This window comes from Ureibacillus sp. MALMAid1270 (genome assembly GCF_049202975.1).
Taxonomy (GTDB): Bacteria; Bacillota; Bacilli; order Bacillales_A; family Planococcaceae; genus Ureibacillus.
This window is the reverse complement of record NZ_JBMIRP010000050.1, coordinates 1-25,219: the sequence shown is the minus strand read 5'-3', so window position 1 is coordinate 25,219 and position 25,219 is coordinate 1. Positions and strand designations below refer to the sequence as shown.

Annotated in this window: 21 protein-coding genes and 1 rRNA gene; 8 read left to right on the top strand and 14 right to left on the bottom strand. The window is 34.6% G+C overall.

The genetic code is table 11. The features are described 5' to 3' along the window. Nucleotides 1–336: 336 nt before the first annotated feature. Genes ACOQFO_RS06070 through ACOQFO_RS06040 form a run of 7 tightly spaced genes read right to left on the bottom strand, consistent with a single transcriptional unit; the run spans nt 337 to nt 6,147 of the window. A complete protein-coding gene (locus tag ACOQFO_RS06070) occupies nt 337–765 on the bottom strand; it encodes a Na+/H+ antiporter subunit G (protein ID WP_421688804.1) in 429 nt (142 codons plus the stop codon). Next, nucleotides 743–1,027: a Na(+)/H(+) antiporter subunit F1 gene (locus ACOQFO_RS06065; protein ID WP_421688803.1), complete on the bottom strand. Its 285-nt coding sequence runs from the start codon at nt 1,025–1,027 to the stop codon at nt 743–745. Before ACOQFO_RS06065 ends, ACOQFO_RS06070 begins: the two co-directional genes overlap by 23 nt. Next, nucleotides 1,027–1,509, bottom strand: a complete 483-nt coding sequence (locus ACOQFO_RS06060; protein ID WP_421688802.1) for a Na+/H+ antiporter subunit E — start codon at nt 1,507–1,509, stop codon at nt 1,027–1,029. The genes ACOQFO_RS06065 and ACOQFO_RS06060 overlap by 1 nt, the downstream gene beginning before the upstream one ends. Further along, nucleotides 1,509–2,993 carry a Na+/H+ antiporter subunit D gene (locus ACOQFO_RS06055; RefSeq protein ID WP_421688801.1) on the bottom strand — a complete coding sequence of 495 codons (1,485 nt, stop codon included), beginning with the start codon at nt 2,991–2,993 and terminating at the stop codon, nt 1,509–1,511. Before ACOQFO_RS06055 ends, ACOQFO_RS06060 begins: the two co-directional genes overlap by 1 nt. Next, entirely contained in the window at nt 2,986–3,324 is a 339-nt protein-coding gene (locus ACOQFO_RS06050; protein WP_421688800.1) for a Na(+)/H(+) antiporter subunit C, read from the bottom strand. The genes ACOQFO_RS06055 and ACOQFO_RS06050 overlap by 8 nt, the downstream gene beginning before the upstream one ends. Nucleotides 3,325–3,326: 2 nt before the next feature. Beyond that, entirely contained in the window at nt 3,327–3,752 is a 426-nt protein-coding gene (locus ACOQFO_RS06045) for a Na(+)/H(+) antiporter subunit B (protein WP_421688799.1), read from the bottom strand. Next, on the bottom strand, nt 3,736–6,147 hold the full coding sequence (locus tag ACOQFO_RS06040; RefSeq protein ID WP_421688798.1) for a Na+/H+ antiporter subunit A: 2,412 nt from the start codon (nt 6,145–6,147) through the stop codon (nt 3,736–3,738). The genes ACOQFO_RS06045 and ACOQFO_RS06040 overlap by 17 nt, the downstream gene beginning before the upstream one ends. A 690-nt stretch (nt 6,148–6,837) precedes the next feature. Between ACOQFO_RS06040 and ACOQFO_RS06035 the strand changes: the two genes are divergently transcribed. Continuing rightward, nucleotides 6,838–7,518, top strand: coding sequence for a histidine kinase (locus ACOQFO_RS06035; RefSeq protein ID WP_421688797.1), 681 nt, complete (start codon nt 6,838–6,840; stop codon nt 7,516–7,518). A gap of 141 nt (nt 7,519–7,659) precedes the next feature. On the opposite strand, the gene ACOQFO_RS06030 is transcribed toward ACOQFO_RS06035, so the two are convergent. After that, a complete protein-coding gene (locus tag ACOQFO_RS06030) occupies nt 7,660–10,752 on the bottom strand; it encodes an efflux RND transporter permease subunit (protein WP_421688796.1) in 3,093 nt (1,030 codons plus the stop codon). A 93-nt stretch (nt 10,753–10,845) separates the two neighbouring features. Between ACOQFO_RS06030 and ACOQFO_RS06025 the strand changes: the two genes are divergently transcribed. Both ACOQFO_RS06025 and ACOQFO_RS06020 read left to right on the top strand, forming a co-directional pair. Next, a complete protein-coding gene (locus tag ACOQFO_RS06025; protein ID WP_421688795.1) occupies nt 10,846–11,673 on the top strand; it encodes a TetR/AcrR family transcriptional regulator in 828 nt (275 codons plus the stop codon). 119 nt (nt 11,674–11,792) lie between these two features. After that, entirely contained in the window at nt 11,793–12,521 is a 729-nt protein-coding gene (locus tag ACOQFO_RS06020; RefSeq protein WP_421688794.1) for a YetF domain-containing protein, read from the top strand. A 74-nt stretch (nt 12,522–12,595) separates the two neighbouring features. Here the strand turns inward: ACOQFO_RS06020 and ACOQFO_RS06015 are convergent, their stop codons facing one another. After that, the gene (locus ACOQFO_RS06015; protein WP_421688793.1) at nt 12,596–13,540 is read right to left on the bottom strand and encodes a carbohydrate kinase family protein; all 945 of its coding nucleotides are present in this window, start codon (nt 13,538–13,540) and stop codon (nt 12,596–12,598) included. Between the two features lie 143 nt (nt 13,541–13,683). Here ACOQFO_RS06015 and ACOQFO_RS06010 point away from each other — a divergent pair, with 143 nt between their 5' ends. The 4 genes from ACOQFO_RS06010 (at nt 13,684) to ACOQFO_RS05995 (ending at nt 17,763) form a co-directional block, all read left to right on the top strand. After that, nucleotides 13,684–14,256 carry a GNAT family N-acetyltransferase gene (locus ACOQFO_RS06010; protein ID WP_421688792.1) on the top strand — a complete coding sequence of 191 codons (573 nt, stop codon included), beginning with the start codon at nt 13,684–13,686 and terminating at the stop codon, nt 14,254–14,256. 18 nt (nt 14,257–14,274) lie between these two features. Continuing rightward, complete coding sequence (locus tag ACOQFO_RS06005; RefSeq protein ID WP_421688791.1) at nt 14,275–15,168, top strand: EamA family transporter; 894 nt, start codon at nt 14,275–14,277, stop codon at nt 15,166–15,168. 135 nt (nt 15,169–15,303) lie between these two features. Next, nucleotides 15,304–16,821, top strand: a complete 1,518-nt coding sequence (gene argH / locus ACOQFO_RS06000) for an argininosuccinate lyase (protein ID WP_421688790.1) — start codon at nt 15,304–15,306, stop codon at nt 16,819–16,821. After that, complete coding sequence (locus ACOQFO_RS05995; protein WP_421688789.1) at nt 16,822–17,763, top strand: N-acetylglucosamine kinase; 942 nt, start codon at nt 16,822–16,824, stop codon at nt 17,761–17,763. Between the two features lie 36 nt (nt 17,764–17,799). Here ACOQFO_RS05995 and ACOQFO_RS05990 read toward each other — a convergent pair whose 3' ends face one another. From ACOQFO_RS05990 to aceA, 4 genes are all read right to left on the bottom strand, one after another. Then, nucleotides 17,800–19,074 (bottom strand): transglutaminase domain-containing protein, encoded by a 1,275-nt coding sequence (locus ACOQFO_RS05990; RefSeq protein ID WP_421688788.1) that lies wholly within the window; start codon nt 19,072–19,074, stop codon nt 17,800–17,802. A gap of 425 nt (nt 19,075–19,499) precedes the next feature. After that, nucleotides 19,500–20,669, bottom strand: coding sequence for a pyridoxal-phosphate-dependent aminotransferase family protein (locus ACOQFO_RS05985; RefSeq protein ID WP_421688787.1), 1,170 nt, complete (start codon nt 20,667–20,669; stop codon nt 19,500–19,502). Between the two features lie 214 nt (nt 20,670–20,883). After that, the gene (aceB, locus tag ACOQFO_RS05980; RefSeq protein ID WP_421688786.1) at nt 20,884–22,485 is read right to left on the bottom strand and encodes a malate synthase A; all 1,602 of its coding nucleotides are present in this window, start codon (nt 22,483–22,485) and stop codon (nt 20,884–20,886) included. A gap of 123 nt (nt 22,486–22,608) precedes the next feature. After that, entirely contained in the window at nt 22,609–23,892 is a 1,284-nt protein-coding gene (aceA, locus tag ACOQFO_RS05975; protein ID WP_421688785.1) for an isocitrate lyase, read from the bottom strand. Between the two features lie 229 nt (nt 23,893–24,121). On the opposite strand from aceA, the gene ACOQFO_RS05970 reads away from it, so the two are divergent. Beyond that, nucleotides 24,122–24,793 (top strand): LytR/AlgR family response regulator transcription factor, encoded by a 672-nt coding sequence (locus ACOQFO_RS05970; RefSeq protein ID WP_421688784.1) that lies wholly within the window; start codon nt 24,122–24,124, stop codon nt 24,791–24,793. A gap of 288 nt (nt 24,794–25,081) precedes the next feature. Here ACOQFO_RS05970 and rrf read toward each other — a convergent pair. Then, nucleotides 25,082–25,197 (bottom strand): 5S ribosomal RNA (gene rrf, locus ACOQFO_RS05965). Nucleotides 25,198–25,219: the final 22 nt, after the last annotated feature.

Sequence of the window (25,219 nt, the reverse complement as noted above, 5' to 3'; positions counted from 1 at the left end):
ATTAAGATTTTCGAGAATGTTCATAAGCCGCACCGCTTCTTTAAATTTTGACCGCATTCTCATTTATTCTTCCTTCATCTATTATAAAACGAAAACTCCTTTATTTGGAGTTAATTTTTCCAGTAATAGATCAATCTCCAATCACCCTCACAAAAACCTTATCCACAATCTCACCATTCAAAAAATTATTCTTAACATTCTCCACAACCTTATCCTCAAACCTATCAATTTTCCACATATCAATTTGTCGTTTTCCTGCCAAAAATCCAAATTTTTATCCACAAACTAAAAAAACACCCACTTATTAAAAGTGAGTGTTCGTATTTTGTGGATATCTTATTTTTCGTTTTTCTCGTTATCCACAATATCCTTTGTAACCACGGCAATATCATCGGTTAATACTACATCCTCATCCGCACCGAATAATAACGGCTTCAATTCATCCACTCCAGATCCTTCCGCAAGTGGGACACGTGAGCGATAGGCTGCTCGGCAAATTAAGTGACCGGAAACTGGGGCAGTTATAAATACGAAAATAATCCCTAATATTAATCGAACGCTGACATATCCATCATGCGACCAAAAGTAAAGAAATGTTCCTAGTAAACATAACAATACAGCCAATGTAGAGCTTTTTGAGGCAGCGTGAGTGCGTGTATAAACATCGGGTAAACGAACTAATCCTATTGCACTTATGACACTAAAAATAGCACCGAATAGGATTAGAAATATACCAATCCATTCAATTATCTCGTTTCCGCTCAATAATATCGCCCCTTTCAATATATTTTGAAAAGGCAATAGTACCGATAAAGGCTAGTATCCCTAAAATTAGAATTGCCTCTAGATAAGCCGTTGTCGATAAAACTATTGAAACGATGGCAATAGCCGATATAAAATTTACTCCAATAGTATCTAATGCAATCGCTCGATCAGGCATTGATGGGCCGACGATAACGCGATATAAAATTAAGAAAATAGCCAACATAAATAATGCTAAAGCTATAAAAAGAATTGTTTCTTTCATTATCGTGTCACCTCCATAATTGCCTTCTCAAAATTTTCAATCGATCGAATTAATGCATCATAAGCTTCGTCTAAATCCATTGCATGAATGTAAAACTCTTCCCCGTTTTCTGAAACCTCCATTACAACTGATCCAGGAGTCAAAGTTAATAAAAGTGCTAGAGCGGTAATCTCCCAATCTCCTCTTAACTTCGTTTTATATTTAAAGATACCAGGTGTAATCTTCAGTTTAGGAGTTAAGATTTGTTTCATAATGACATAGCTTGAGCTTAAAATTTCTCGAACAAAAATAAAAATCAATACAATAACTTTAAAAACTCTTCGTAAATAAAATTTCGTACCGAAAAAACGGTGCATAACGTACAAAATACCAATCCCAACAACAAATCCTGTAAAGAATGTTGTTAGTTCAGGGATATGTTCATCAACTAGTAGCAGCCATAGAAGTGCTATAAATAGATTTAGTATGAATTGACCAAACACTACATTCCCTCCCCTAAAATTGCTTCAATATAGATGGATGGATTCATCAGTGTACGGGCGGCATCTTGTACATAAACTGAAAGGGATTCAGCACCTACACCTATATAGACAATCGAAATCGTTAGTAAAATAAACGATAACATAACACCTTTTGGAATCGGCTTTTTATCTTCCTCACTTACTGTTGTTTCTCCAAAGAATGAGGCTAAGAAAATTCTTAAAAGGGAGTATAATACGATAATACTTGAAGCAAAACCTATTCCGAGTAATACAAGTGATCCTGCTTCAATGGCACCTTGTCCAATTAATATTTTCCCAACAAAGCCGCTTAACGGAGGAACCCCTGTTAAAGCTAATAAAACGATAAAGAACATCCATCCAAACAATGGATAATATTGAATGAGTCCACTCATCCGTTTAACTACTGTCTCACCAGTCAGGTAAACCATTGTACCAACTAAAAGGAACAATAATCCTTTAGCTGCCATGTCATGAATTAAATAATAGATTGCACCGGAAATAGCCGTCTCTGTTCCAACAGCCAATCCTATTAAGATAAACCCTACACCAATAATGACGTTATACGTTGCAATTGTATAAACATCTTTTCCTGATAGAGCTCCCATACAACCTGCGATAATTGTAATTCCCGCCATAACTCCAATTAATGTGTGGGTAACTTCTTGGTTTAATGGGAACATTAAAGTAAACGTTCGAATAAGTGCATAAACTCCCACTTTTGTTAATAATGCCGCAAACAATGCTTGTACAGCTGTAGGAGGTACAACATACGAACCAGGTAACCAAAAGAATAATAATAATCCCGCTTTAATACTAAAAACGATTAAAAACAAAATGGCTACTGTCGTAATTAGTGGATCTTGACCCACTTCCATTACTCTTTGTGCTATATGAGCCATATTTAATGTCTTAACTGTTCCATATAAAAAAGCAAGTGCAACAAGGAAAATCCATGACGTTAATACGTTAATCAAGACATATTTAAAAGATTCTCTTAGTTGAATTTTTTCTCCACCTAACGCTATCAATACGTAAGAAGCAAATAGCATTACCTCAAAACATACAAATAGGTTAAAAATATCTCCAGTTAAAAACGATCCATTAACTCCCGCAATTAATAATAGAACGAACGGGTAAAAATACATATGTTCATGCCTATACCCTATTGTAGAAAACGCATATATCAAACAGATGACCGCCACAATATTTGCAGCACTGACCAATAACATCGAAAACGAGTCAGCTACGAATAAAATACCAAAGGGTGGTAGCCATCCACTAAAGTCAAGTCGCATAATACCTTCTGATTGAACAATCAGAAGAAGTGTTATGGAGACTCCTATAACAAAAATCATTGTAATAAGTGTAATGATTCGCTGTAATATTTTTTTTTCACGCAAAAACACAAGAATAACTGCTGTAATTATAGGTATGATTAGAGGTAAAACAATAATATTACTCATCTAGCGTACCTCTCAGTTCCGAAACATCATCCGTTCCATTCGTCTTATAGACTCTGTATGCCAAAACTAATAGGAATGCTGTTGTTGCAAAGCTAATTACAATTGCAGTTAATATTAAGGCTTGTGGTAAAGCATCTGTAAATGGACCATCTGAATGATTAAGTAATGGTACATCTCCTGTTTTTAACCCACCTACTGTTAAAATAAGCAAGTGAACCGCGTGAGATAAAACTGCCGATCCTAAAATAATTCGTATCATATTGCGTGAGAGGATTAAATATGTCCCCACAGTAGTGAGAACACCTACTAAAACAACCATTAAAGATTCCATTTTTAATCATCCTCACTAATACTTAAGATTATCGTGACAAGCGTCCCAATGACCGTTAAAGCTACACCCGCTTCAAAAATTGTCACTGTTGATAAGTGTTTTTCACCTAATATCGGAATATTAAAATACCCATCTGTTTGAGATAAAAAAGGAACATTAAAATAGAGAGAACCAATTGCAGTTCCTGTTGCTAAAAGAACCCCCAAAGCGGCTACCTTTTTAAAATCAAAAGGCATCTTCTTTTGAATGGTCTCAATATCATAAGTGATGTATAGTAAAACAATTGCAGATCCTAATACAAGACCCCCGATAAAACCTCCACCTGGCGCATTATGTCCCGAGAAGAATAAATAGACGCCAAGAGTTAAAATAATTAAAACAACGCCTTTAATAACTGTACGTAGTATGACATCATTCACTTTTTTCAACTTTGGTATCCCCCTCTCTTGATTTCAACTTAATGAGGGAATAAATTCCTAAGCCCGCAATAAAGAGAACAACTACTTCTAGCATCGTATCAAATGCACGGAAATCTCCTAAAATCGTATTCACTATATTTTTTCCACCGGCAAGATTATAAGCATCGTCAAAGTAAGTAGAAATCGTAGCGAACTTGTCATAGTTAACAACAGCTAGCCCGACAATGGTTACCGTTGCCCCTACGAATATTGAAATTACTCCTTTTGAAACTTTCCACATTCTTGTACCAGTCTCTTTTTTAATCTTAGGCAAGAATTTAAAACAAATTAAGAACAATGCTGTTGTAACTGATTCAACAACAAGCTGAGTTAAAGCTAAATCTGGTGCACGGAAAGTAATGAAAAAGAATCCAACACTATAACCTAATACACCATTGATAAAGACTGTTGATATCCTTGATTTTGCAAAAATAAGGGAAATTGAGGCAAACATCATGACAAACACAAGAATTAATTCATAATGTTCTGCTTTCGCCCCTTTTGAAAGATCCCAATCTAACGCCCCGGAACCTATAAAATAAACCGCTACAATTGCAACAAAGAAAACATATATATAAACAAAATAGCTCGTTAAATTACCATTCATATATCGTTTCGTAATATTACCCGAAAGATTTTCACCTGTAGTAATAAAACCTTCGTACATTGAATTTAATGTCAATCTTTGTGGAATCCATTTATAAACTCGAGTCCAATATTTCATTAGTTTATATAAGACAATCCCCAAAATGACGACGCCAATCGTCATCCATAACTCCAAATTAAACCCATGCCACGCATAAATACGTGGTGTCATCTCTTCAACAGGGAATGTTGGGTAGACACTAGTCATTGCAGGTTTTATTAAATAATTTCCTATAACATTTGGGAAGAAGAAAATTAATATCACTAAGGCTACTAAAATAAGTGGAGACACTAACATTCCAAATGGCGCTTCATGCAATCCTCTTTCCTTGATGTCTGGTTTCACTTTACCTGTAAATGTACGGCCGACAACGATTAAACAATAAACAAATGTAAAGATACTAGCGATCCAAGCAATAATTGGGATGAACACACCTAAACTATCCAATGAAAAAATATCCAAGTTACTAATATTAATAGCTGCTGTAAAAAACATTTCTTTACTTAAGAATCCATTAAAAGGTGGTAACCCGGCCATAGAAAAGGAACCAATTAGAGCAATTGTAAAAGTGACCGGCATAAATGACATAAGTCCACCTAAACGTCTAATATCACGTGTCCCAACCTCATGGTCAACAATACCGACCATCATGAACAAAGCACCTTTAAATGTTGAATGATTGATAAGATGGAACAATGCAGCAAACGTCGCCTGTGTATAAAGAACAGATTCTGTTGAATAACCGAAATATAATGCAACTGAACCAATTCCCAGTAAACTCATGATTAAACCTAGTTGACTAACTGTAGAAAAGGCTAAAATCGCTTTTAAATCGGTTTGTTTAACTGCATTAAAAGAACCCCAGAACAAAGTAATTAAACCTACCCCAGTAATTAACCAGAACCAAGTGCTCTCGCCACCAAAGATTGGTGTAAATCGTGCAACTACATATATGCCCGCTTTAACCATAGTAGCTGAGTGTAAATACGCACTAACAGGCGTAGGTGCCTCCATTGCATCTGGCAACCAAATGTGGAATGGGAATTGTGCAGACTTTGTAAATGCACCTAAAAGCACTAGAACCAATGCAGGGATAAATAAATCATGCTCACTAATAGCCCCAAGATTTCCTAAGATTTCTCTAATACTCAATGTTCCAGACATTGTGTAGAGCATTAAAAAGCCAGCCAACATGGCAATTCCGCCAGATACTGTGATCGTCATTGATTTTCTTGCACCAGCTCTTGAAGCTTTACGATGATGCCAAAATGCAATTAATAAGAATGAAGATACACTCGTTAACTCCCAAAATGCATATAACACCATTAAATTATCGGAGAAAACAACACCGAGCATCGCACCCATGAACAATAACAAATAACAATAAAAATGGCGTAATGACTCTTTTTTTGATAAGTAAAAATTAGAATAAAATACAACTAAAGTTCCAATACCTGTAATTAACAAACTGAATATTAAACTTAAGCCATCTAAATAAGTTGTGAAATTAATATTAAACGAGGGAATCCACTCATATGTATTTGAAAACGTCTCGCCATTCGATATACGAGGGATAAATGTAGTTAATATGATGAAAAGACTTAACGGAATAATAAATACTACCCAACCAATAACATTCTTACTCAAAAACCTGTGGAAAACCGGAATGAGTGTTGCTACTAGAAACGGGAGTAAAATGATGACAAATTCAATTGGCACAAGCTAAACCTCCTATAAATCAAATCCTCCATAATAGTATTTACCTTGTCAAAATATTCGACTTAGTAAAACATGAACCAAGATTTTCATCGGTTTAGTCCCGCATGATTGCAGGTATTAGCCTATTGTCGTACAATATGAAGCACGTAGACTAACTTCCACTATTCCCTATAAGAACCTGTCCTAATAGTTGGAGGTTCAGAACAACAATATGTTGGTCATTTAAACTCTTTCACCAAGGCACTCCAATAGATCTACGAAAAGCTATTCAAAATTTAAATGGCTAGTAGACTTAGTGAATTACTTATATATAATATGGTGTGTACCCCATAAAAATATAATACGTAGTTATGAATTAACAATTATAGGTGTGGGAGATTCTTCTGAAGGAAGATTATTAATTCGCCTAAAACCTACCCTTCTCTTGACTTAATACTAAACTCGATTCATAATAGTGTGTCATAAAGAGGATTTAACACTTAATAAATTTATTAATCTATGTATTATTCTCTTAAAATAAAATTTTTATTAATTTTCACAAAAACACAATAAATCTAACAATTAAAAGTATACAATAAGTAAAACATCGATGCACATAAATAGCATACATTTTTCTTTTTTCTTCACATTATTGCTTAGTTAGGTTTGAAAATACTTTTAGAGAATATTAATACTTTGAGGTGTATAAAGATGGGTAGTATCAAAAGATCGGATGAAAGTATTCTTGTCTGCGTGTATTATGGACTAAATGGAGAGCGTCTAATTCGTAGAGGACATAAACTAGCATCACTATTAGACTGTCCACTATATATTTTAACTGTTGATTCAAACCCACTTGACGCCTTTGATGTTGAAAAATCGGGTTATATTGAAAAATGGACTGAACTTAGCCAAGAACTTAATGTTGAAAAATTTATCGTACGCGATAATGAGAAAAGACCTATTCAAAAAGTAATTGCGGAAGTAGCACGTGAATATAACATTACTCAAATTATTGTCGGTCAAAGCGCTCAAAGTAGATGGGAAGAGATTACAAAAGGATCATTTTTAAATGTATTACTAAAAGAAGTACCATTTGTAGACTTCCATATCGTTTCTGTTAAAAGACAATCAGTAGATAATGACAATGGGAATTTTGAAAAAGGTGTTCGTGCATATATTATAAGAGACGAAGATAATTACAAAATTACTTTTACTTGTCCAAAGCGCGAGCATTTGGAGGGTATCTTCTTCAAAGAAATCGGAACTGATTTTGATAATGGTATTTTTAAGTTTCCATTTGAACATAAAATGAACGAAGTTACTGTCAAAGAAGGTTATGTTGTTAATCCATATGCCATTCAACCATTATTTGAAAACAAAAGTCACTAATAAATTATTCCGAAATATAAACACCCCAAATTTAGTTTAAATAGAACTGAAATTGGGGTGTATTATTTTATTAATATAAAAAAGAAAAAGCAGCCCAATGCCGTTCATTAGAAAACGACGTTTGGACTGCTTTCTTGTTAATTAATTGTCTTCTATTTCGTTACGTTTCTTTTTAAACATTTTTGATAAAATTTCGTAAACAATTGGAACGACAACTAATGTTAATAATGTAGAAGATAATAAACCACCGATTACAGTGATTGCAATATCCTTAGAAATTAAGCCACCACTATCCATTATTGCCATAGGAATCATTGCTCCTATTGTTGCAATAGCAGTCATTAAAATCGGACGTAAACGAGTTGCTCCTGCTTCTAATATCGCCTCACGCATTTCCATACCATCACGTTCCATATGGATTATACGGTCAACCAACACGATCGCATTCGTAACAACGATACCAATTAACATAAGCATACCCATCATTACCATTACTGAAATCGTTTGACCAGTAATAAACAATCCTAAGAATGCACCAATTACTGTAAATGGTAATGAGAATAGAATAGCAAATGGTGCTAAACCTTCTCCAAATGTTACAACCAAGATGAAGTATACAATCGCAACCGCAGCAGCCATTGCAACACCTAATTGTGTAAATGTTTCTTGCATATCTGCAGCAACACCACTAATACCAGTTGTTACACCTTTTGGTAGGTCTAAATCATTTACTTTTTCATCTGCTACAGCAGTAGCTTTTGAAATATCTTTGTCTGTGATTGTACCTGTTACAGAAGCGTAGTATTGTCCTTCAGAACGTGCTAAAGCGTTCAATGTTGTACCTTCTTCTACTTCTACAAGATCACCAATTGTCAATGTAGTACCTAAAGTTGTTTTAATTTCTGTATCTAATACATCGTCTAAAGAAGTAGCAGCTGCTCTTTCTTCACGCTTAATCACTACATTTAAATCTTCTCCATCGTTTTCAACAGTAGTTAATACTTCTTTTGTATCATTCGTTGCTAACGCCATAACAATTTGAGCTGTAGTTAAACCATATTGAAGAACATTTTGTTGATCTACTTTTAAAACATGCTCAACATAAGGGTCTTCATAGTCAGAAGTTACATCTTCTAAACCATCAACATCAAGTAAAGCAGACTCTACTTGTTTAACTGCATCTCTTAAATCATCTAAATCTTCACTATATAATGTGTAACTTACTTCATTTGAGCTACCCATTGACATAGCAGCAAAGTTTTGAGATTTCCATTCTCCAGATTGCTCAATATTAAAGACATACTCTTCTACCTCTTTACGTGCAGCTGGGAAATCTTCCATTTCATCATCGAAGATTAGGTACATTAATGCACCACCGCCGCCTCCGCCAGTCATAATTGAGGCCATATCTGTACTATTAGCTTCCGTCGTAACTGATAATTGTAGAATATCAATATCATCACGTTTTAATAATTCTTGTTCTACTTCTTCAACGTTTTCTAATGTTTCATCGATTAACTCTCCAGCAGCAGGTGTATATGTTAAATACATTACCTTTTCTTCTGAAGAACCTAAGAAACTAAATCCAATTAGTGGAGTTAATGCAAACGAACCAACTAATAATAAAATAGCAATTGTAGATGTAATAATTTTGTGGTTAAGTGCTTTTTCTAGAACACCACGATACCACTTAGCAAGTTTACCGACTTCTTTATGTTGTTTTTCCGTTTTCTCACCATACAATTTTTTGCGGAATAATGTGTGTGATAAAACAGGTACGATTGTAATCGCAACAACTAGTGATGCACCTAATGCAAATGCCATAGTTAACGCAAATGGCATGAATAGTTCTCCAACCATACCACCAACAAATAGTAATGGTGCGAATACAGCAACAGTAACTAATGTTGAAGAAAGGATTGGTTTAAACATTTCAATCGTTGCTTCACGTATTAAAGCACGACCATTCAACTTCTCTTGTTTTAAGTGAATTCGACGATAGATGTTTTCAACAACAACGATAGAGTCGTCAATTACACGACCGATTGCAATTGTAATCGCACCAAGCGTCATAATATTTAATGTAATATCTAACCAGTTTAATAATAATAGTGCCATTAAAATTGAAACGGGGATTGAAATAATTGAGATTACTGTTGATTTGAAATCACGTAAGAATAGTAAAATAATAATGACAGCAATTAAACCACCGAATACAGCTTTTTCAACCATTGAGAATACTGATTCTTCGATTGGTTCACCTTGGTCTAGTGAAATATCAACAACTAGCCCGTCGATTGCTTTTTCTTCTTCTTCAATTAAATCTTTCACTGCATTTACAACTTCAACCGTATTTGCTTCTTGACCTTTTACGATTTGAATTGAAATTGCGTCTTCACCATTTGTACGAGAAACGGATTGAACTTTACCTTCTACTTCAATAGTTGCAATATCACCTAAACGTACGAATGGAACAGGATTTGTTTCAGATGGTGTGACAGGAATTAATAATTCTTTTAATTCATCTATAGATTTTACTTTTCCATCTACAGATACCGCCTGTTCACCAACAGTAAATTCATATAACCCTAATGAAAGAGCTAAATCACTTGCTTGAACCATTTGTTTCACTGAATCTTCTGTTAAGCCAAGAGCGGCCATTTTTTCTTCATCATATTCAAGTGTAATTTGTTCAATATGCTGTCCATTGATTGTTGCAGAAGCAACACCATCGATTTTTTCGATTTTTGGTAAAATTATATCTTCAACTGTTGAAGTAAGTTCAACAATATCTTCTTCTGTACTACTAACCGATAAAGCAACTACTGGCATCATGTTCATACTGATTGCCATAATTGTTGGCTCTTCTACCCCTTCAGGTAATGTTACATTATCAAGTGCGGATTCTAGCTGTCTCTTTTTTTCATCCATATCCACACCATATTCGTATTCTATTTGAACCTGGGATACGTTAGATGATGAAGTAGAATAAACAGCTTTAACATCTTCTAATAACTCAACCGCTTTTTCAAACGGGATCGACAATTCATCCATAACCTGCTCAGGTGTAGCACCAGGATACACACCTACTACAATTAAATATGGAATTGAAATATTAGGAATTGACTCCATCTTCATTTTTGTCGCAGAGTAAATACCCGAACCTGCAATAATTAGTGTAAGTAACCATACAGCTAATTTATTTTTCAGGACAAAGTTTACTAATGATTTCACATTCACACCTACCCTTTCTTGACACTCCAAACTCCAAATCCTATAATAGTGACTAATCGGTCATTTGTCAATTAATCTATAAGGAGATTTACTATGTTAAAAAAGCAACTAATCATGGAAGCCGCTATAGAATTATTTTCAAAGAAGGGTATTGATGCGACTTCAGTACAACAAATAACCGAACATTGTGGCATTTCAAAGGGTGCTTTTTATCTCTCATTCAAGTCCAAGGATGAGCTAATCATTGCCATTATTGATTACTTTGTTAAGAACGTAACTTCGAACATTGAACTATCGGTCAGTAAACAACAAACTACTCAAGATAAACTAGCTGCTTACTTTATAGAGATTTTTAATGTTTTACAAAAATATGGCGATTTTGCGACAGTTTTTATGAAAGAGCAACATATTATCGATGAATCTTTCATTGAGAAAATGGCGTACTACGATGATTTAAATAATAAATTATTATTAGATATTATTTCTGAACTGTACCCTGAAAATGCAGCTGATCTACAATACGATTTAATCGTAATAGTAAAAGGTTTGTTAGCAAGCTATGGTGATTTAATCGTAAAGAACGTAAATCAGTATGATTTAGAAAAGTTAACGGATAGTATTGTGGAGAAAATAGAGATTATAGCGAAGCATGGGAAAAAGGCATTTTTCACGAAAGAAATGGTCGCAAATCAACCAAATCGGCAATCTGTCATTACAAAGGATTTAATCTTAGAAGAACTACAAAAATTATTAGTTCTTATTCAAGATGATGTATTGAAAGATACACTCTGCATTCTTGAAGAGCAAATTCATCTAGAACACCCACGTAAGGCGATTATTATTGGAATGTTATCTATTCTAGAAAAAGAGCCAGAATGTCATTGGGTAAGGTATATGATTAAAAAATATTTCCAATATTAAGTTTAATTTTATGGAAGTTCACATGAACGTGAATTTCCTTTTTTATTGCCTAATAAAGTTAAGAGTAATACTTTGTCCTTCATTTGCTCAATCTAATAGCAATAGAAGGAGATGACAGAATGAGTGGATTTCAAGAATTAAACATTTGGGAAATGATTTTTCGCTCAACACTATCATTTTTCACAATTCTTGTCTTAGCAAGAATTATAGGAAAAAAACAATTGAGTCAATTAACCTTTTTCCATTACATCACTGGAATAACTATCGGTTCAATTGCTGCAGAAATATCAACGCAAGTAAAATCACCTTTTTGGGATGGCTTTGTTTCTTTAATATGGTGGGCACTATTAACTTTACTTATGAGTTATATTTCCCTTAAATCATCGACAGCTAGAGTTTTAATTGACGATCGACCTACTATATTAATCCAAAATGGTACAATAATAAAAAACGGTATGAAAAAAGCGAGACTGCATACTGATGAATTATCTATGTTGCTTAGAGAACAAGGGGTTTTTTCGTTTGACGAAGTCTTATATGCCGTTTTTGAAACAAATGGAGAGCTAAGTGTTTTAAAAAAACCAGCAAAAAGTGCTGCAACTAAACAGGATGTGAAAGCAGACTGTACACTCCCAAAATATATGCCGACAGAACTTATTTCTGATGGAAAAATTGTTATGAAGAATTTAATTCAATTAAACCTCACAGAAGAATGGTTACACCACAAATTAAAAAAGAAAAATGTTAATAATATTGAAGACGTTTATTTTGCACAAATTCTTGAAAATGGTTCACTTTATATCAGTTTAAAAAACGGAAATACTGTAAGTGGCAGTGGTGGCGGTTAATATGCTTGAAACTAAGTTAATCGCAAAGAAAAAGACAATTCATAACCATATTGGGTTATAAATTGTCTTTTATTTTATAGTAACGATTTAATTTCATCGTAGTATGGTAATGCAGTTAAGGCACCAGCTTTTGTAGAAGCATAGGCACCAAGTAGGTTTGCAAAACTTACACATTTCACAAGTTCCTCTTGATTTGTTGGTAGTCCATGATAATGAGCATAACGTAATACCCCTGCCATAAAGGCATCCCCTGCCCCAGTAGTATCTACTGGATCGATTTTCTTTGTTGGAACATGTGTAACTTCACCATTCATTACCGCATATGTACCATTTGCACCAACAGTTACTAAGATGATTGGAATATTTAAATCTTTTAGTGCCTCTAATCCACTTTGTAAATTATCAGTCTCCGTTAGGAAGAATAGCTCTTCATCAGCTAATTTTAAAATTTGTGCTGATTCGAAAAAGGAACTAATTGTTTCACGACAAGTATGCGCATCACTCCAACGTAATGGACGAATATTCGCATCAATTGCTATAATCACCCCATGCTTCTTAGCGAGTTCAACACCTTTACGCGTAGTTTCTAGTGCAGTTGGGTGAAACATAGTTCCTGAACAAATGTTAAAAACAGATGCTCTTTGGAATGCTTCTTCATTCAATTGGTTTGATGTTACTTGTAAATCAGGTGTTTCATCGACATAATCTTTAAATATACGTTCACAAGCTTCTGTTAGATGAACATAAACCCCGCTTACCCTTTTTGCAGGATCAAAAATAGCGTAATCCATATTCACTCCTTCTTTTTTTAACTCCGACCTAACAAATTCCGATGTTTCATCATCACCTGTTATCGTAATAAGTGCAGAAGGTGCACCAATTCTACTAATACCAGCAGCAACATTAATTGTTGCTCCTCCTAAATATTTCGTAAACGATGTATTCGTAATATCATCTGCTATATAATCAACAAATGCATCTCCATAAACGAGAACAAAATCTTTATTTGAACGAAGCATAAGCTGTAAACCTCCGAAAAGTTAATACTTATAGATTAACATATAGCTATTTCACAATAAAAATTTCATATTATTCAAACTTTCTAAAATCTAAATTTTGTTCATTAATTTGTTATACTTCTCAAGGGAGGATGTGATGATACATGTCAATCGTTATTCGAAAAGCAAAAAAAGATGATGCAAGCCAAGTAGTATCACTAATCTACGAAGCAATTGGAGAAATTGCAAATCGTTTAACTGGTGAATCAGATGTAAACAAAGTGTTAGAGCAATTAGAAGCTCTGTTCTGTAGAGAAGATAATCGCCATTCTTACTTAAATACATATGTAGCTGTGAAAGAAAATCAACCTCAAAATGTATTAGGGATTCTAGTTTTATATAGCGGAATCGATGGGTTAAATATGGATACAAATTTAAAAAAATGGCTAGAACAAAAAAATTCACCAATCATACAAATCGACCCTGAAGCACATTTAGATGAGTTTTATGTAGATACTATTTGTGTACATGAATCGTGTCGAGGTCTTGGCATTGGTACGATACTATTACAGTTTGCTGAAGAAATTGCAAAACAAAATGGTTTTTACAAGCTTTCATTAAATGTTGAAACCGAAAAGTTTAGTGCAATAAGTTTATATGAAAGAGTTGGATTTGTCGTGACAGAACCTTGGACAATCATAGATGAACCTTTCCATCATATGGTGAAAAAATTATAAGAAGTGTGGTTTTACAACATGAAATTCAATTTAGTTTATCCGTTATTAATTATTATAGCATCTAGTAGCTATGGAATACTCTCAACAATAGTTAAAGTAGCCATGAATCGTGGATATACTTCTGCCGAAGCAACTGCTAGCCAATATGCAATCGGATTTTTATTAGCATTAATATTATTTTTAATCACTCAAAGAAAATTACCTAAGTTAAATCGAACGGGGTTACTTTTCATTGTTTTAGCTGGGGTATGTACTGGTACAACTGGTATAGTATATAACCAATCGTTAAATTATTTACCAGCTTCCCTTGCAGTCGTTTTACTATTCCAATTTACTTGGATCGGTATGTTCATTGATTGTTTTTTAAGAAAAAGATTACCTAGTCGTTCAGAGACGATATCACTTATCTTTTTATTTATAGGAACAATACTTGCTGCAGGTATTATTGATGTAGATTTATCTACAATTGCTTGGCAAGGTTGGGCTTTCGGATTAGCCTCCGCGCTAAGCTTTGCAATTTTTATACAATTCAACTCACGTCCAGTAGAAGGAGTTACAACGATTTCGAGGACTTTAATTATGTCATTTGTAGCTTTAGTCATCATCAGCTTATTTTCATCGCCAGAAATTATTTGGAACGGACAATTATTTGGTACAGAGTTATTATTTTTTGGGCTTACACTAGGAGTTTTCGGTATTATTTTACCTATTGTATTGTTTTCTATTGCTGCCCCAAAAGTTGGTGGAGGTCTTACATCTATTTTAAGTGCCATGGAGTTACCTGTTGCAATCATTGCCTCCGTACTTGTTCTGCGCGAAACATTAACTATTTTGCAAGTTATCGGAATTGTATTAGTTATAGTTGGAATGGTATTGCCAACTGTATTAGCCCAAAAGAAAACTTCAGTCTAACATTTAATATGTTTAGGCTGATTTTTTATTTTGGATAAAATTTTTAATCTTCTGTAAAAAATTGTCGATTTAATATGAAACTCATTGTATTGTAAGCTTATCATATATTTATTGAGAACTTACGGAGGAGACTTTATGACATTCCAAGATTATAAAAGTAAAGTTTTTGAAATTGAAGGAAATAGTTTTCCTTCTAATAGTTATCGTCAAATGGTATTGCAACCTGCATACGAGGAAGCAAAAAAACATTTCCTCCACTCAATGATGCAAATTCATATTGCCCATTTGAAAATGCTAGAAGAACAGCAATTGGTCTCAAAAGAAGATGCAAAAAAAATTGGTCAGGCACTTAAAAAGGTAGATTTAGATTACTATCAAAAAAGAGATTATAATCCAAAATTTGAAGACTTATTTTTCCGCATTGAAAATAAGTTAATAGAGCTTGCTGGTGATGTAGCTGGGAATTTGCATATTGGTAGAAGTCGAAACGACATGGGAATCGCTATATATCGAATGACTTTACGAAAAAAACTGTTGCAACTTATGAAAGAGTTGCTGACACTTCGTTCTTCTTTATTAGTATTTGCTGAAGAACATGTTGAAACCATCATGCTCGGATATACACATACACAGCAAGCTCAACCTACTACACTGGCTCACTATATAAAGGGAGTCATTGATCAATTAACACGAGATTTCTATCGCTTACAAGCTGCTTATAGCACTATTAATCAAAGTAGTATGGGTGCTGCTGCCCTAACAACTACTGGTTTTAATATTAATCGTCAAAGAATGGCTGAACTTCTAGTATTTGAAGATATTATTGAAAATTCATGGGATGCAGTGGCTGGAGCAGATTATATTGGGGAACTTGCAGGTGTGATTCAGCTTGCTGCTTTAAATTTAGGCCGTACTTCACAAGATTTTTTACAGTGGGCAACTCAAGAGTTTAACGCCTTTAAACTAGCAAGTCCTTATGTACAAGTGAGCTCTATCATGCCTCAAAAAAGAAATCCGGTTTCAATTGAACATACCCGTTCTTTACTATCATCAGTTGTTGGGGATGCTCAAACCGTATTACAAATGATTCATAACACACCTTTTGGTGATATTGTCGATACAGAAGATGACATGCAACCATACTTATGGCGTGCGATTGAGCGTTTACGAGGTATTTATCAACTTTTTGGAAATATTGTTGTGACAATGGAGGTAAATAAAGATCAACTGTTAAAGCGTGCCAAAGAAAGTTTTGCCAATGTGACTGAATTGGCAGATACTCTTGTACGTACAGAAGAGATCTCTTTTAGACAATCGCATTACATTGTAAGTAGTTGTGTTCGAACATTAATAGAAGGAAAAGAAGAATCGCTTGAAAAGTTAACTTATGAACTAGCCAATGAAAAAGCATTGAAATTGATTGGAAAACCTCTACGTATTTCGAAGGAGTCATTCTACCAAGCATTAAAACCAGAACATTTTGTTGCAATTCGTTCTCTATACGGTGGTCCTTCCCCAGCCACAATGCGTAAATCCATTCTTCAAGCAAATGCTGTAAGCCCACTTCTTGAAAATTGGTTAATAGATAAAGAGAATCGTTTAAAGAACGGTGAACAACAATTGTTAACATATTTAGAAGGTTGGAATATGTAAATGGAAAATTCACGATTTGTACTTGCAGTAGATGGAGGAGCAACTAAAACAACACTTGTCATCTATTCGGATAATGGAGATACATTATTTGAAAAAACTTCTACCGGGTCCAACTACCATGCAATCGGTGCAAATAAAGTAGAACGCGTCATCACAGATTTATTACTAGATGCGTATCAAGCAGTTCCTTTTGAAAGAATTGATATTGCAGCATTTGCAATGGCAGGAATTGATACGAAATACGACTTATCTATCGTAAAAGCTATTATTGACAATTGTTTTCAAAATGTCCCTTTTGAAACTCAAACTGTTATTGTTGAAAATGATGTACATTCAACTTTAATAGGTATTACAAGCGGAAACCCAGGTGCATTAATTTTATCAGGAACAGGATCGATAGCCTATGCAATCGATCGTAACGGGAATATTGTTCGTACTGGAGGCTGGGGGCACCGCGCTGCGGATGAAGGAAGTGGCTATTGGATTGGTCAAGAGATTATTCGTGCAGTAGTACAATTTGAAGATGGGCGTACGAATAAACAAACCGCTCTTAAGAAATTATTATATGAGAAACTACAGGTCGATCACATGGAAGAAATGCTTTCCTGGCTTTATCGTCCTGAATATACAAACGCGCAAGTAGCGAGTATTAGCTCAATTTTATGCCAAGCGGTATCACTAAGAGATGAAACAGCAATTGATATCGCAAACCGCGCTGCCTCAGAACTTTCGAGGCTAGCTTCTACTGTTCTAAGAAAAATAAATGTTTTTGAAGAGCCATTTACAATTTATTTAAATGGTGGGATTCTTCAAAATCATCCTTATATCCGAAATGTATTTATACAGGAGATGTTGGAAGCGTATCCAAATTTATCTTTTGAGCTATGTCACAAACAACCTATTGAATATATTGTAAATCGTGCCATAACTGAATTAAATTAAAAAACTGCAGCCACTTTTTTAGTGGATGCAGTTTTTTTATTGAATGGACATTTTCTTTAACCCATCAGGTGTAGTAAAGAATAAATAGCCATCTTCTATAAATAAATTTTTAACCTCTGTCTGATACAGAGTGGATTCATCAGTTCCATTTGTACGTATTTTGGATAAATAAGCACCTTTAGAGTAATTACTAAAATATAACCAATCTTCATATCCCACAATGTATTGTGCTCGACTATCTGTTACTTTCTCACTTATGCCAGTGTCTAAATTAACTCGATACAGCAGATGATTATCTTCTATATTACTATAATACATATAACCATTTAGCTCATATGCATGGTCAACTTGTTTCATGAAAGTATATTTTGTACTTTTAGCTTCTGGATAATTTGATTGAATCCAAGTATGATCAAGCCTCATTTGTGTATCGTTCATTAAAAAGTATTTATAACTCACTGTATTTTCCCGATCTGGAACAGGATCATTCCAAGTCGTGTCTAAATGGTACCATTCCCCATCTACTTTTACTAAATTCCAAGCATGCCCACCAGTATATACCTCACCGACAACATATTTTGCTTCGACACCTAATCCCTGTAATAACTTCAGAGCAAGTAAGGCATATCCTTGGCAAACTCCTTTACCTTCACTAACAACCGCGCATGCACTATGTGGACTTGCTTCCGTGTCTTCACTGTAAGATGTATTTTTGACAATATAGTCGTTTACAAACTTTACTTTTTGAAAATCTGTCATATTCTGTGGGTTTACCGAGGAAAGAATCTCTAATACTTCTGCATCAACAATTAACTCCTGCTCAGGATTCGTTAAATATTGTTGGTACACTTTAATTTTTGCATCCATTACCCCATATTCATATTCAATTTTCCGATCAGAAAGATGCCCTTCAATATATTGATTTCGAATTTTAGCATCATTGACTGCACGTTCAATAATACTTTCAATATCACTCGTACTACCTTTATAATGAATTTCAAATTCTGTTACCCAATTGCTAAAGTAGTAATAAAATGCATCGGCTAACTCTTCAACACTTTGAACCTCATTTGGTAAAGTAGAATCGGTTGCAGCTGTAGTAATCACTTTATTAGTACCATTGGATATGTTGGAAGCAATATTATTTACTCCGTCCGAAACGACCGTAATTATTTCGTTCGTTGCGTCGGTAATTTCATTCGAATGATTATTTAAAAAGTTATTTACTTCTCCCCAAATCTTAGGACCGTAATCATAAGCCGGTTTTATTAATACTAGTAATATTACTATGAAAGTTATTTTCTTTAACATAAGAACACCTCATACTTAGGTATCTCTAACTATTCTTCTTTATATTCATATTTACCTCCGAAAATTTTCTACAGAAGTAAATTTTTCTATCTTTCATCAACAAGTTTAATTCTATGAAAATAATTTCCCAAGGAATGAAAAGCGCTACAGAAAAGAGTAGTCATACAGAGGAAGTGCTCTTAGATGTAGTGCATTATAAATGACGATTTTTTTTTGTAAAATTTCAAGCATATGTTGAATGTAGCTAAATCTTAATTCTATTCTTAGTCTAACATAACTCTTTTAATATATGTTCAGAAAGCTAATACATATTTTACATTTACTGTCTATTCGATTAAACACAAAAATCCCCACTAGCCTTTGTTATTAACAAAACCAGTAGGGAGAAATATATTAGGTATTCTTAAGTTAAATAGAATAGTAAATTAGTTTACAAATAAAGCAAGTTCTTCTTTAAATTTGTTTATTGCTTCGTCAATATTCACTTGTTTTCCAAGCTCTTGTAATACTTCACCAATTTCTCGAACAGCATGTTCCAGCATACTAGCTGTCGTATTGCCCATATGACCTATGCGGAATGCCTTTCCTGCTAAGTGTGCTAATGCACCTGCTACAATAATTCCTCTTTTAGAAAGATTTGTTCGGAACGAAATATCATCTATACCTTCAGGATATGATAGGCAACTTAACGTTGGTGCAGCGACTTCTTCTGCAGCTAATGGTGTCATACCATATGTTTTTAATGCAGAACGAACAGCTCGTCCGAAGGCAACATGACGTTTTTCTCTCTGTTCAATTCCTTCTTCCAATACAATTTTCAATGCTTCATTATATGCATAAATCATATTTACCGGTGGTGTAGCAAAGTATTTAGAAGGGTCTTTCATAATAGGTAACCAGTTATGAATATCGCTATAGTATGCTGGTATTACTCCTAACTCATTCCGAGCTTCAAGAGCAGTTTGATTAAATGCAATAATCGCAAGACCCGGTGGTACTCCAATTGCTTTTTGTGAACCTGTTAAAACGATATCGATTTTATTGTCAGGATGACCATAGGATTTACTCATGTTTTCATCTAATGCTGCAGTCGCAACTACACCATCAAGGATGACTAGAGCTCCAGATTGCTTAATAAGTGGAACTAGTTGCTCTAAATCTGATACAACACCAGTTGAAGTATCCGCATGAGTAATTGTTACTGCTTTATATTGAGTTTCAGCTAATTTTTGTTCAACAAGTGTTAAATCAACTTGTTTACCCCACTCTGCTTGTAATACATCTACCTCAATTCCGAAGGCTTTTGCAAGCGGCAAGAAGCGATCTCCAAAATAACCGTGGCTAATAACAAGAAGTTTTTCCCCCCTACCAACTGTATTCACAATAGCCATTTCCATCGCTAATGTACCTGACCCAGCAACAACAAAGACTTCCCCATCTGTTTTTAATAACTCTTTCGTTTGCAGCAAAGCATTTTTAAACACTTCAACAAAGCGTGGATCTGTATGTCCTCTAGTCTCACTTGATAATGCATCATAAATTGCATCTACTACAGGTGTTGGTCCTGGTACTAATAAAAGTTCTTGATTTTTCATAAATATCCCCCTTGTATGTTTTGTTCCTATAGCTTCTACACGATATGTACTAATCCCTTTTTTTACATCATTTTAAGGGGTTATAAAACAAAATTGGTATTAAATTACCATGCCCTATTCACAATTCAACAAAACCGTCTCTTTCTAAATGAAAGGAATCTTACATGTCGATTGGACTTGTAAGACTCCTCACTGTAACTCCTTGCTTATAAAACTAGCTAAGCATTTCGTAACCTGGTAGTGTTAAAAATTCAATGAAATCATCTTGCTCAATTAATTGTTTAAATAGTTTAGCAGCTTCTTCGTATTTACCGTTCTGATAAAATTGCTCTCCAACTGTGTTTTTAATAACTTCAAGTTCTTCTTCAAGAATTTGTAAGACTAATTCCAATGTTACCTTTCGACCATCTACTAGAATTCCTTTATCATGGCGAATCCATTGCCATACTTGTGTTCTAGAGATTTCCGCAGTTGCAGCATCTTCCATTAAGTTGTTGATCGGAGCTGCACCATTACCACGTAACCATGACGCAATATACTGTACTCCTACACTTGCATTGATACGAAGCCCTTCTTCTGTAATCGTCCCCTCTGGAACTGCTACAAGGTCCTCTGCAGTAACTACAACATCTTCACGTTTTTTGTCAATTTGGTTCGGGGTTTTCATAACGGCATCAAATTGTTCCATTGCTACTGATACTAAACCAGGGTGAGCTACCCATGTTCCATCATGACCATCTGTTGCCTCTCGTCGTTTATCTTCACGAACTTTTTCAAAGGCAATTTCATTTGCAGCTGGGTCATCTTTTACTGGGATTTGAGCTGCCATCCCACCAATAGCAGGTGCATTTCGTTTATGGCATGTTTGAATACATAAAGATGTATAAGCTCTCATAAATGGAACAGTCATTGTTACTTGACCACGATCAGGTAAAATCACATCTGGTTGATTTCTTAAACGTTTAATAAAGCTAAATATATAGTCCCAACGACCGCAATTTAGGCCAGCTGAATGTTCTTTTAATTCATATAGGATTTCATCCATCTCGAAAGCAGCTAGTATCGTTTCAATTAAAACAGTTGCTTTAATGGTACCTTGTGGAATACCAACATAATCTTGAGCAAATATAAACACATCATTCCATAAACGCGCCTCAAGATGACTTTCTAATTTAGGTAAGTAAAAATAAGGACCTGTGCCTTTTGATAACGCTTCCTTTGCATTGTGGAAGAAATATAATCCAAAATCAAAGAAACTTCCTGACATTGGCTCATTATCAACAAGAATATTTTTCTCAAGTAAATGAAGTCCACGTGGTCGAACCAGTAAAACTGCCGGATTTTCTTTTAATGAATATTCTTTACCCGTTCCTGGCTGAGTAAATTGAATTGTTCGTCTTATAGAATCACGCATATTGATTTGACCTGCTATCATATTATCCCAAGTCGGAGTAGATGCATCTTCAAAGCAAGCCATAAACATTTTTGCTCCTGAATTTAGAGCGTTAATAACCATTTTACGGTCTACTGCTGGACCTGTAATCTCAACTCTACGATCCTTCAAATCTTCTGGTAATGGAGCAATAGTCCAATTACCTTCACGTATTTCTTTAGTCTCTTGAAGGAAATCAAGCTTCTCTCCAGCATCTAACCTCTGTTGACGCTCTTGTCTTCTTTTTAACAATTCGATCCGTCGAGTATTAAATTTTTCATGAAGCAAAAGGATAAACTCAAGCGCCTCTGGTGTTAATATTTCTTTTGCTTCCGCAGAAAGCTCTCCTACAATCTTTAACTTTTCAGAAATTGCTTGTTCCATTTGGAAGTAACCCCACCTTTAAATGAATTACACAATGACCCTCGATGGATTAACTAACAATGCTAAACATTGCTAGTTAATCAAACCATTTACCACCCGAGTCACTATTTAATAAGACAATAATTATACGAATTGAGCAGTCTCAGTAGAACCAGCCATTGCTGTTGTAGATGAAGTACCACCAGAGATTGTTTGAGAAACTTCATCAAAGTATCCTGTACCAACTTCACGCTGATGTTTTGTTGCAGTATAACCTTTAGATTCCGCAGCAAATTCAGCTTGTTGTAATTTAGAATAAGCAGCCATTCCGTTATCTTTGTAATCATGAGCTAGTTCAAACATTGAATAATTCAATGAATGGAATCCAGCTAAAGTTACAAATTGGAATTTATATCCTAACTTTGCAATTTCACGTTGGAATTCAGCAATTTCTTTATCAGAAAGTTTTGCTTTCCAGTTAAATGATGGTGAACAGTTATAGGCTAACATTTTACCTGGGAATTGTGCATGAATACCTTCTGCAAATTCGCGTGCTTCTTCTAGTGAAGGAGTTGAAGTCTCACACCAGATTAAATCTGCGTAAGGAGCGTACGCTAAACCACGAGCAATCGCTTGTTTTATTCCAGCTTTCGTACGGAAGAATCCTTCTGTTGTACGCTCTCCAGTAATGAACTCTGCATCACGTGGGTCAATATCACTTGTAACCATATCTGCAGCATCAGCGTCAGTACGTGCGATTAATAGTGTTTCAACTCCCATTACATCCATCGCAAGACGTGCAGCAACTAAGTTACGTACTGCATTTTGTGTAGGTAGTAATACTTTACCACCCAGGTGGCCACATTTTTTCTCTGAGGCAAGTTGATCTTCTAAATGCACTCCAGCTGCACCAGCTTCAATCATTGCTTTAACAAGTTCAAATACGTTTAACGGACCACCGAAACCTGCCTCTGCATCAGCAACAATTGGAGCAAACCAGTCAAAACCATCATCTCTACCTTCTGCATGATCGATTTGATCAGCTCTTTGTAGTGCTTGATTAATACGTTTTACAACCGCTGGAACTGAATTTGCTGGATATAAAGACTGGTCTGGATACATTTGGCCAGAAAGATTTGCATCTGCTGCAACTTGCCATCCAGATAAGTAAATAGCCTGTAATCCTGCTTTTACTTGTTGAACTGCTTGGTTTCCAGTTAAAGCTCCAAGTGCATTTACAAAATCCTCTTCATGTAATGACTTCCAAAGTTTTGTAGCACCACGTTTTGCTAGTGTTTGTTCTTGTACGAAAGATCCTTGTAGTTTAACCACTTCTTCTGGACTATAAGGGCGAGTAATCCCCTTCCATCTTGGATTTTCTGCCCAATCTTTTTTAATAGCCTCAATTCTTTCCTGTCTTGTAGACATGTAAAAATTCACACCTTCCGTAATTTTTCAATACACTCTATTAATATATAAAAAATTCAAAATTCTGTTCCATAACAGGTGTATTTGTTGTAAATTAATATATAACAGAACAAGATTGTTTGCATTATTTTTTGACGAAATACCCAAATTTTAGGATGAACTCGAATTTTTAAAGGATGAATATTTATTGATTTAAAATGAGTCTAAAAATACAAAAGGGGATTGGTTAATGGAAATGAATGATCTAAAGCTTTCAAAAGATGAACTTGAACAATTTAAGACGATTCTTAAGGACTGGATTCCAAGTGGTTCATCCATAGCAATTGCTGTGGATAATATTTACGTTTACATTTCAAAAGGAATCCATCCATTACAAGTAGAGGTTGGAGATGAAGTGGATAAAGAAAGTGTTGCTGCAAAAGTACTTAAAACTAGAACAAAAATTGAAATATCCTTGGAGAATTCCTTATTTGACAAACCTTATTATACTATCGGCTACCCCATATACATTGACCAGCATGAAGCTGCATTAATTATTATTCTCTCATCAACTTCTATTCCAGATAAACGCGAATTAAATAAATTTATTACAGGAAAACAAAATGAGGATTGGACTCCTATACCAATTGAAGAGATTTCACATTTCGAAAGTTTGCAAAAGCGAACTTGGTTTTACTCAAATGATGATCAATATATATCAAGTTTTACTTTAAAGGAACTTCAAACAAAACTACCAGATTATTTTGTTAGAATTCACCGATCTTATATTCTAAATATATATTTTGTAAAAAAGATAACGAAAGATATCACATCAAATTTTATTATTGTTCTAAAAAACAATATAGAGCTACCTGTTAGTCAATCTTATATTAGTGATATAAGAAAAGCATTGGAGTTCTAGTAATTTATATATAAGTTTTGTCTATATTAACGTGCAACTTAACCAAATATTTACAATTCCTTTACATTGGCTTAACATTTATTTTTTAAAATGTAAATATGCAAAGTACTTATAACGTACTGGCTCTTTTATTTAAATGGCGAATCTTTAAACAAAAAACCAACGGTTATGAATACTACCGTTGGTTTTTTGGTATTTAAATCATTTTTTTTCAGACGCGCCGAACCTTCGGTTTTCATGGTAGTTGGGCATAAAAAAACACCACTGGTTATCAGCGGTGTCATTTTTGCGAAGCGACGTCCTACTCTCACAGGGGGAAGCCCCCAACTACCATCGGCGCTAAAGAGCTTAACTTCCGTGTTCGGTATGGGAACGGGTGTGACCTCTTTGCCATTATCACTTCACTTGTACATGGATGTACTGGCT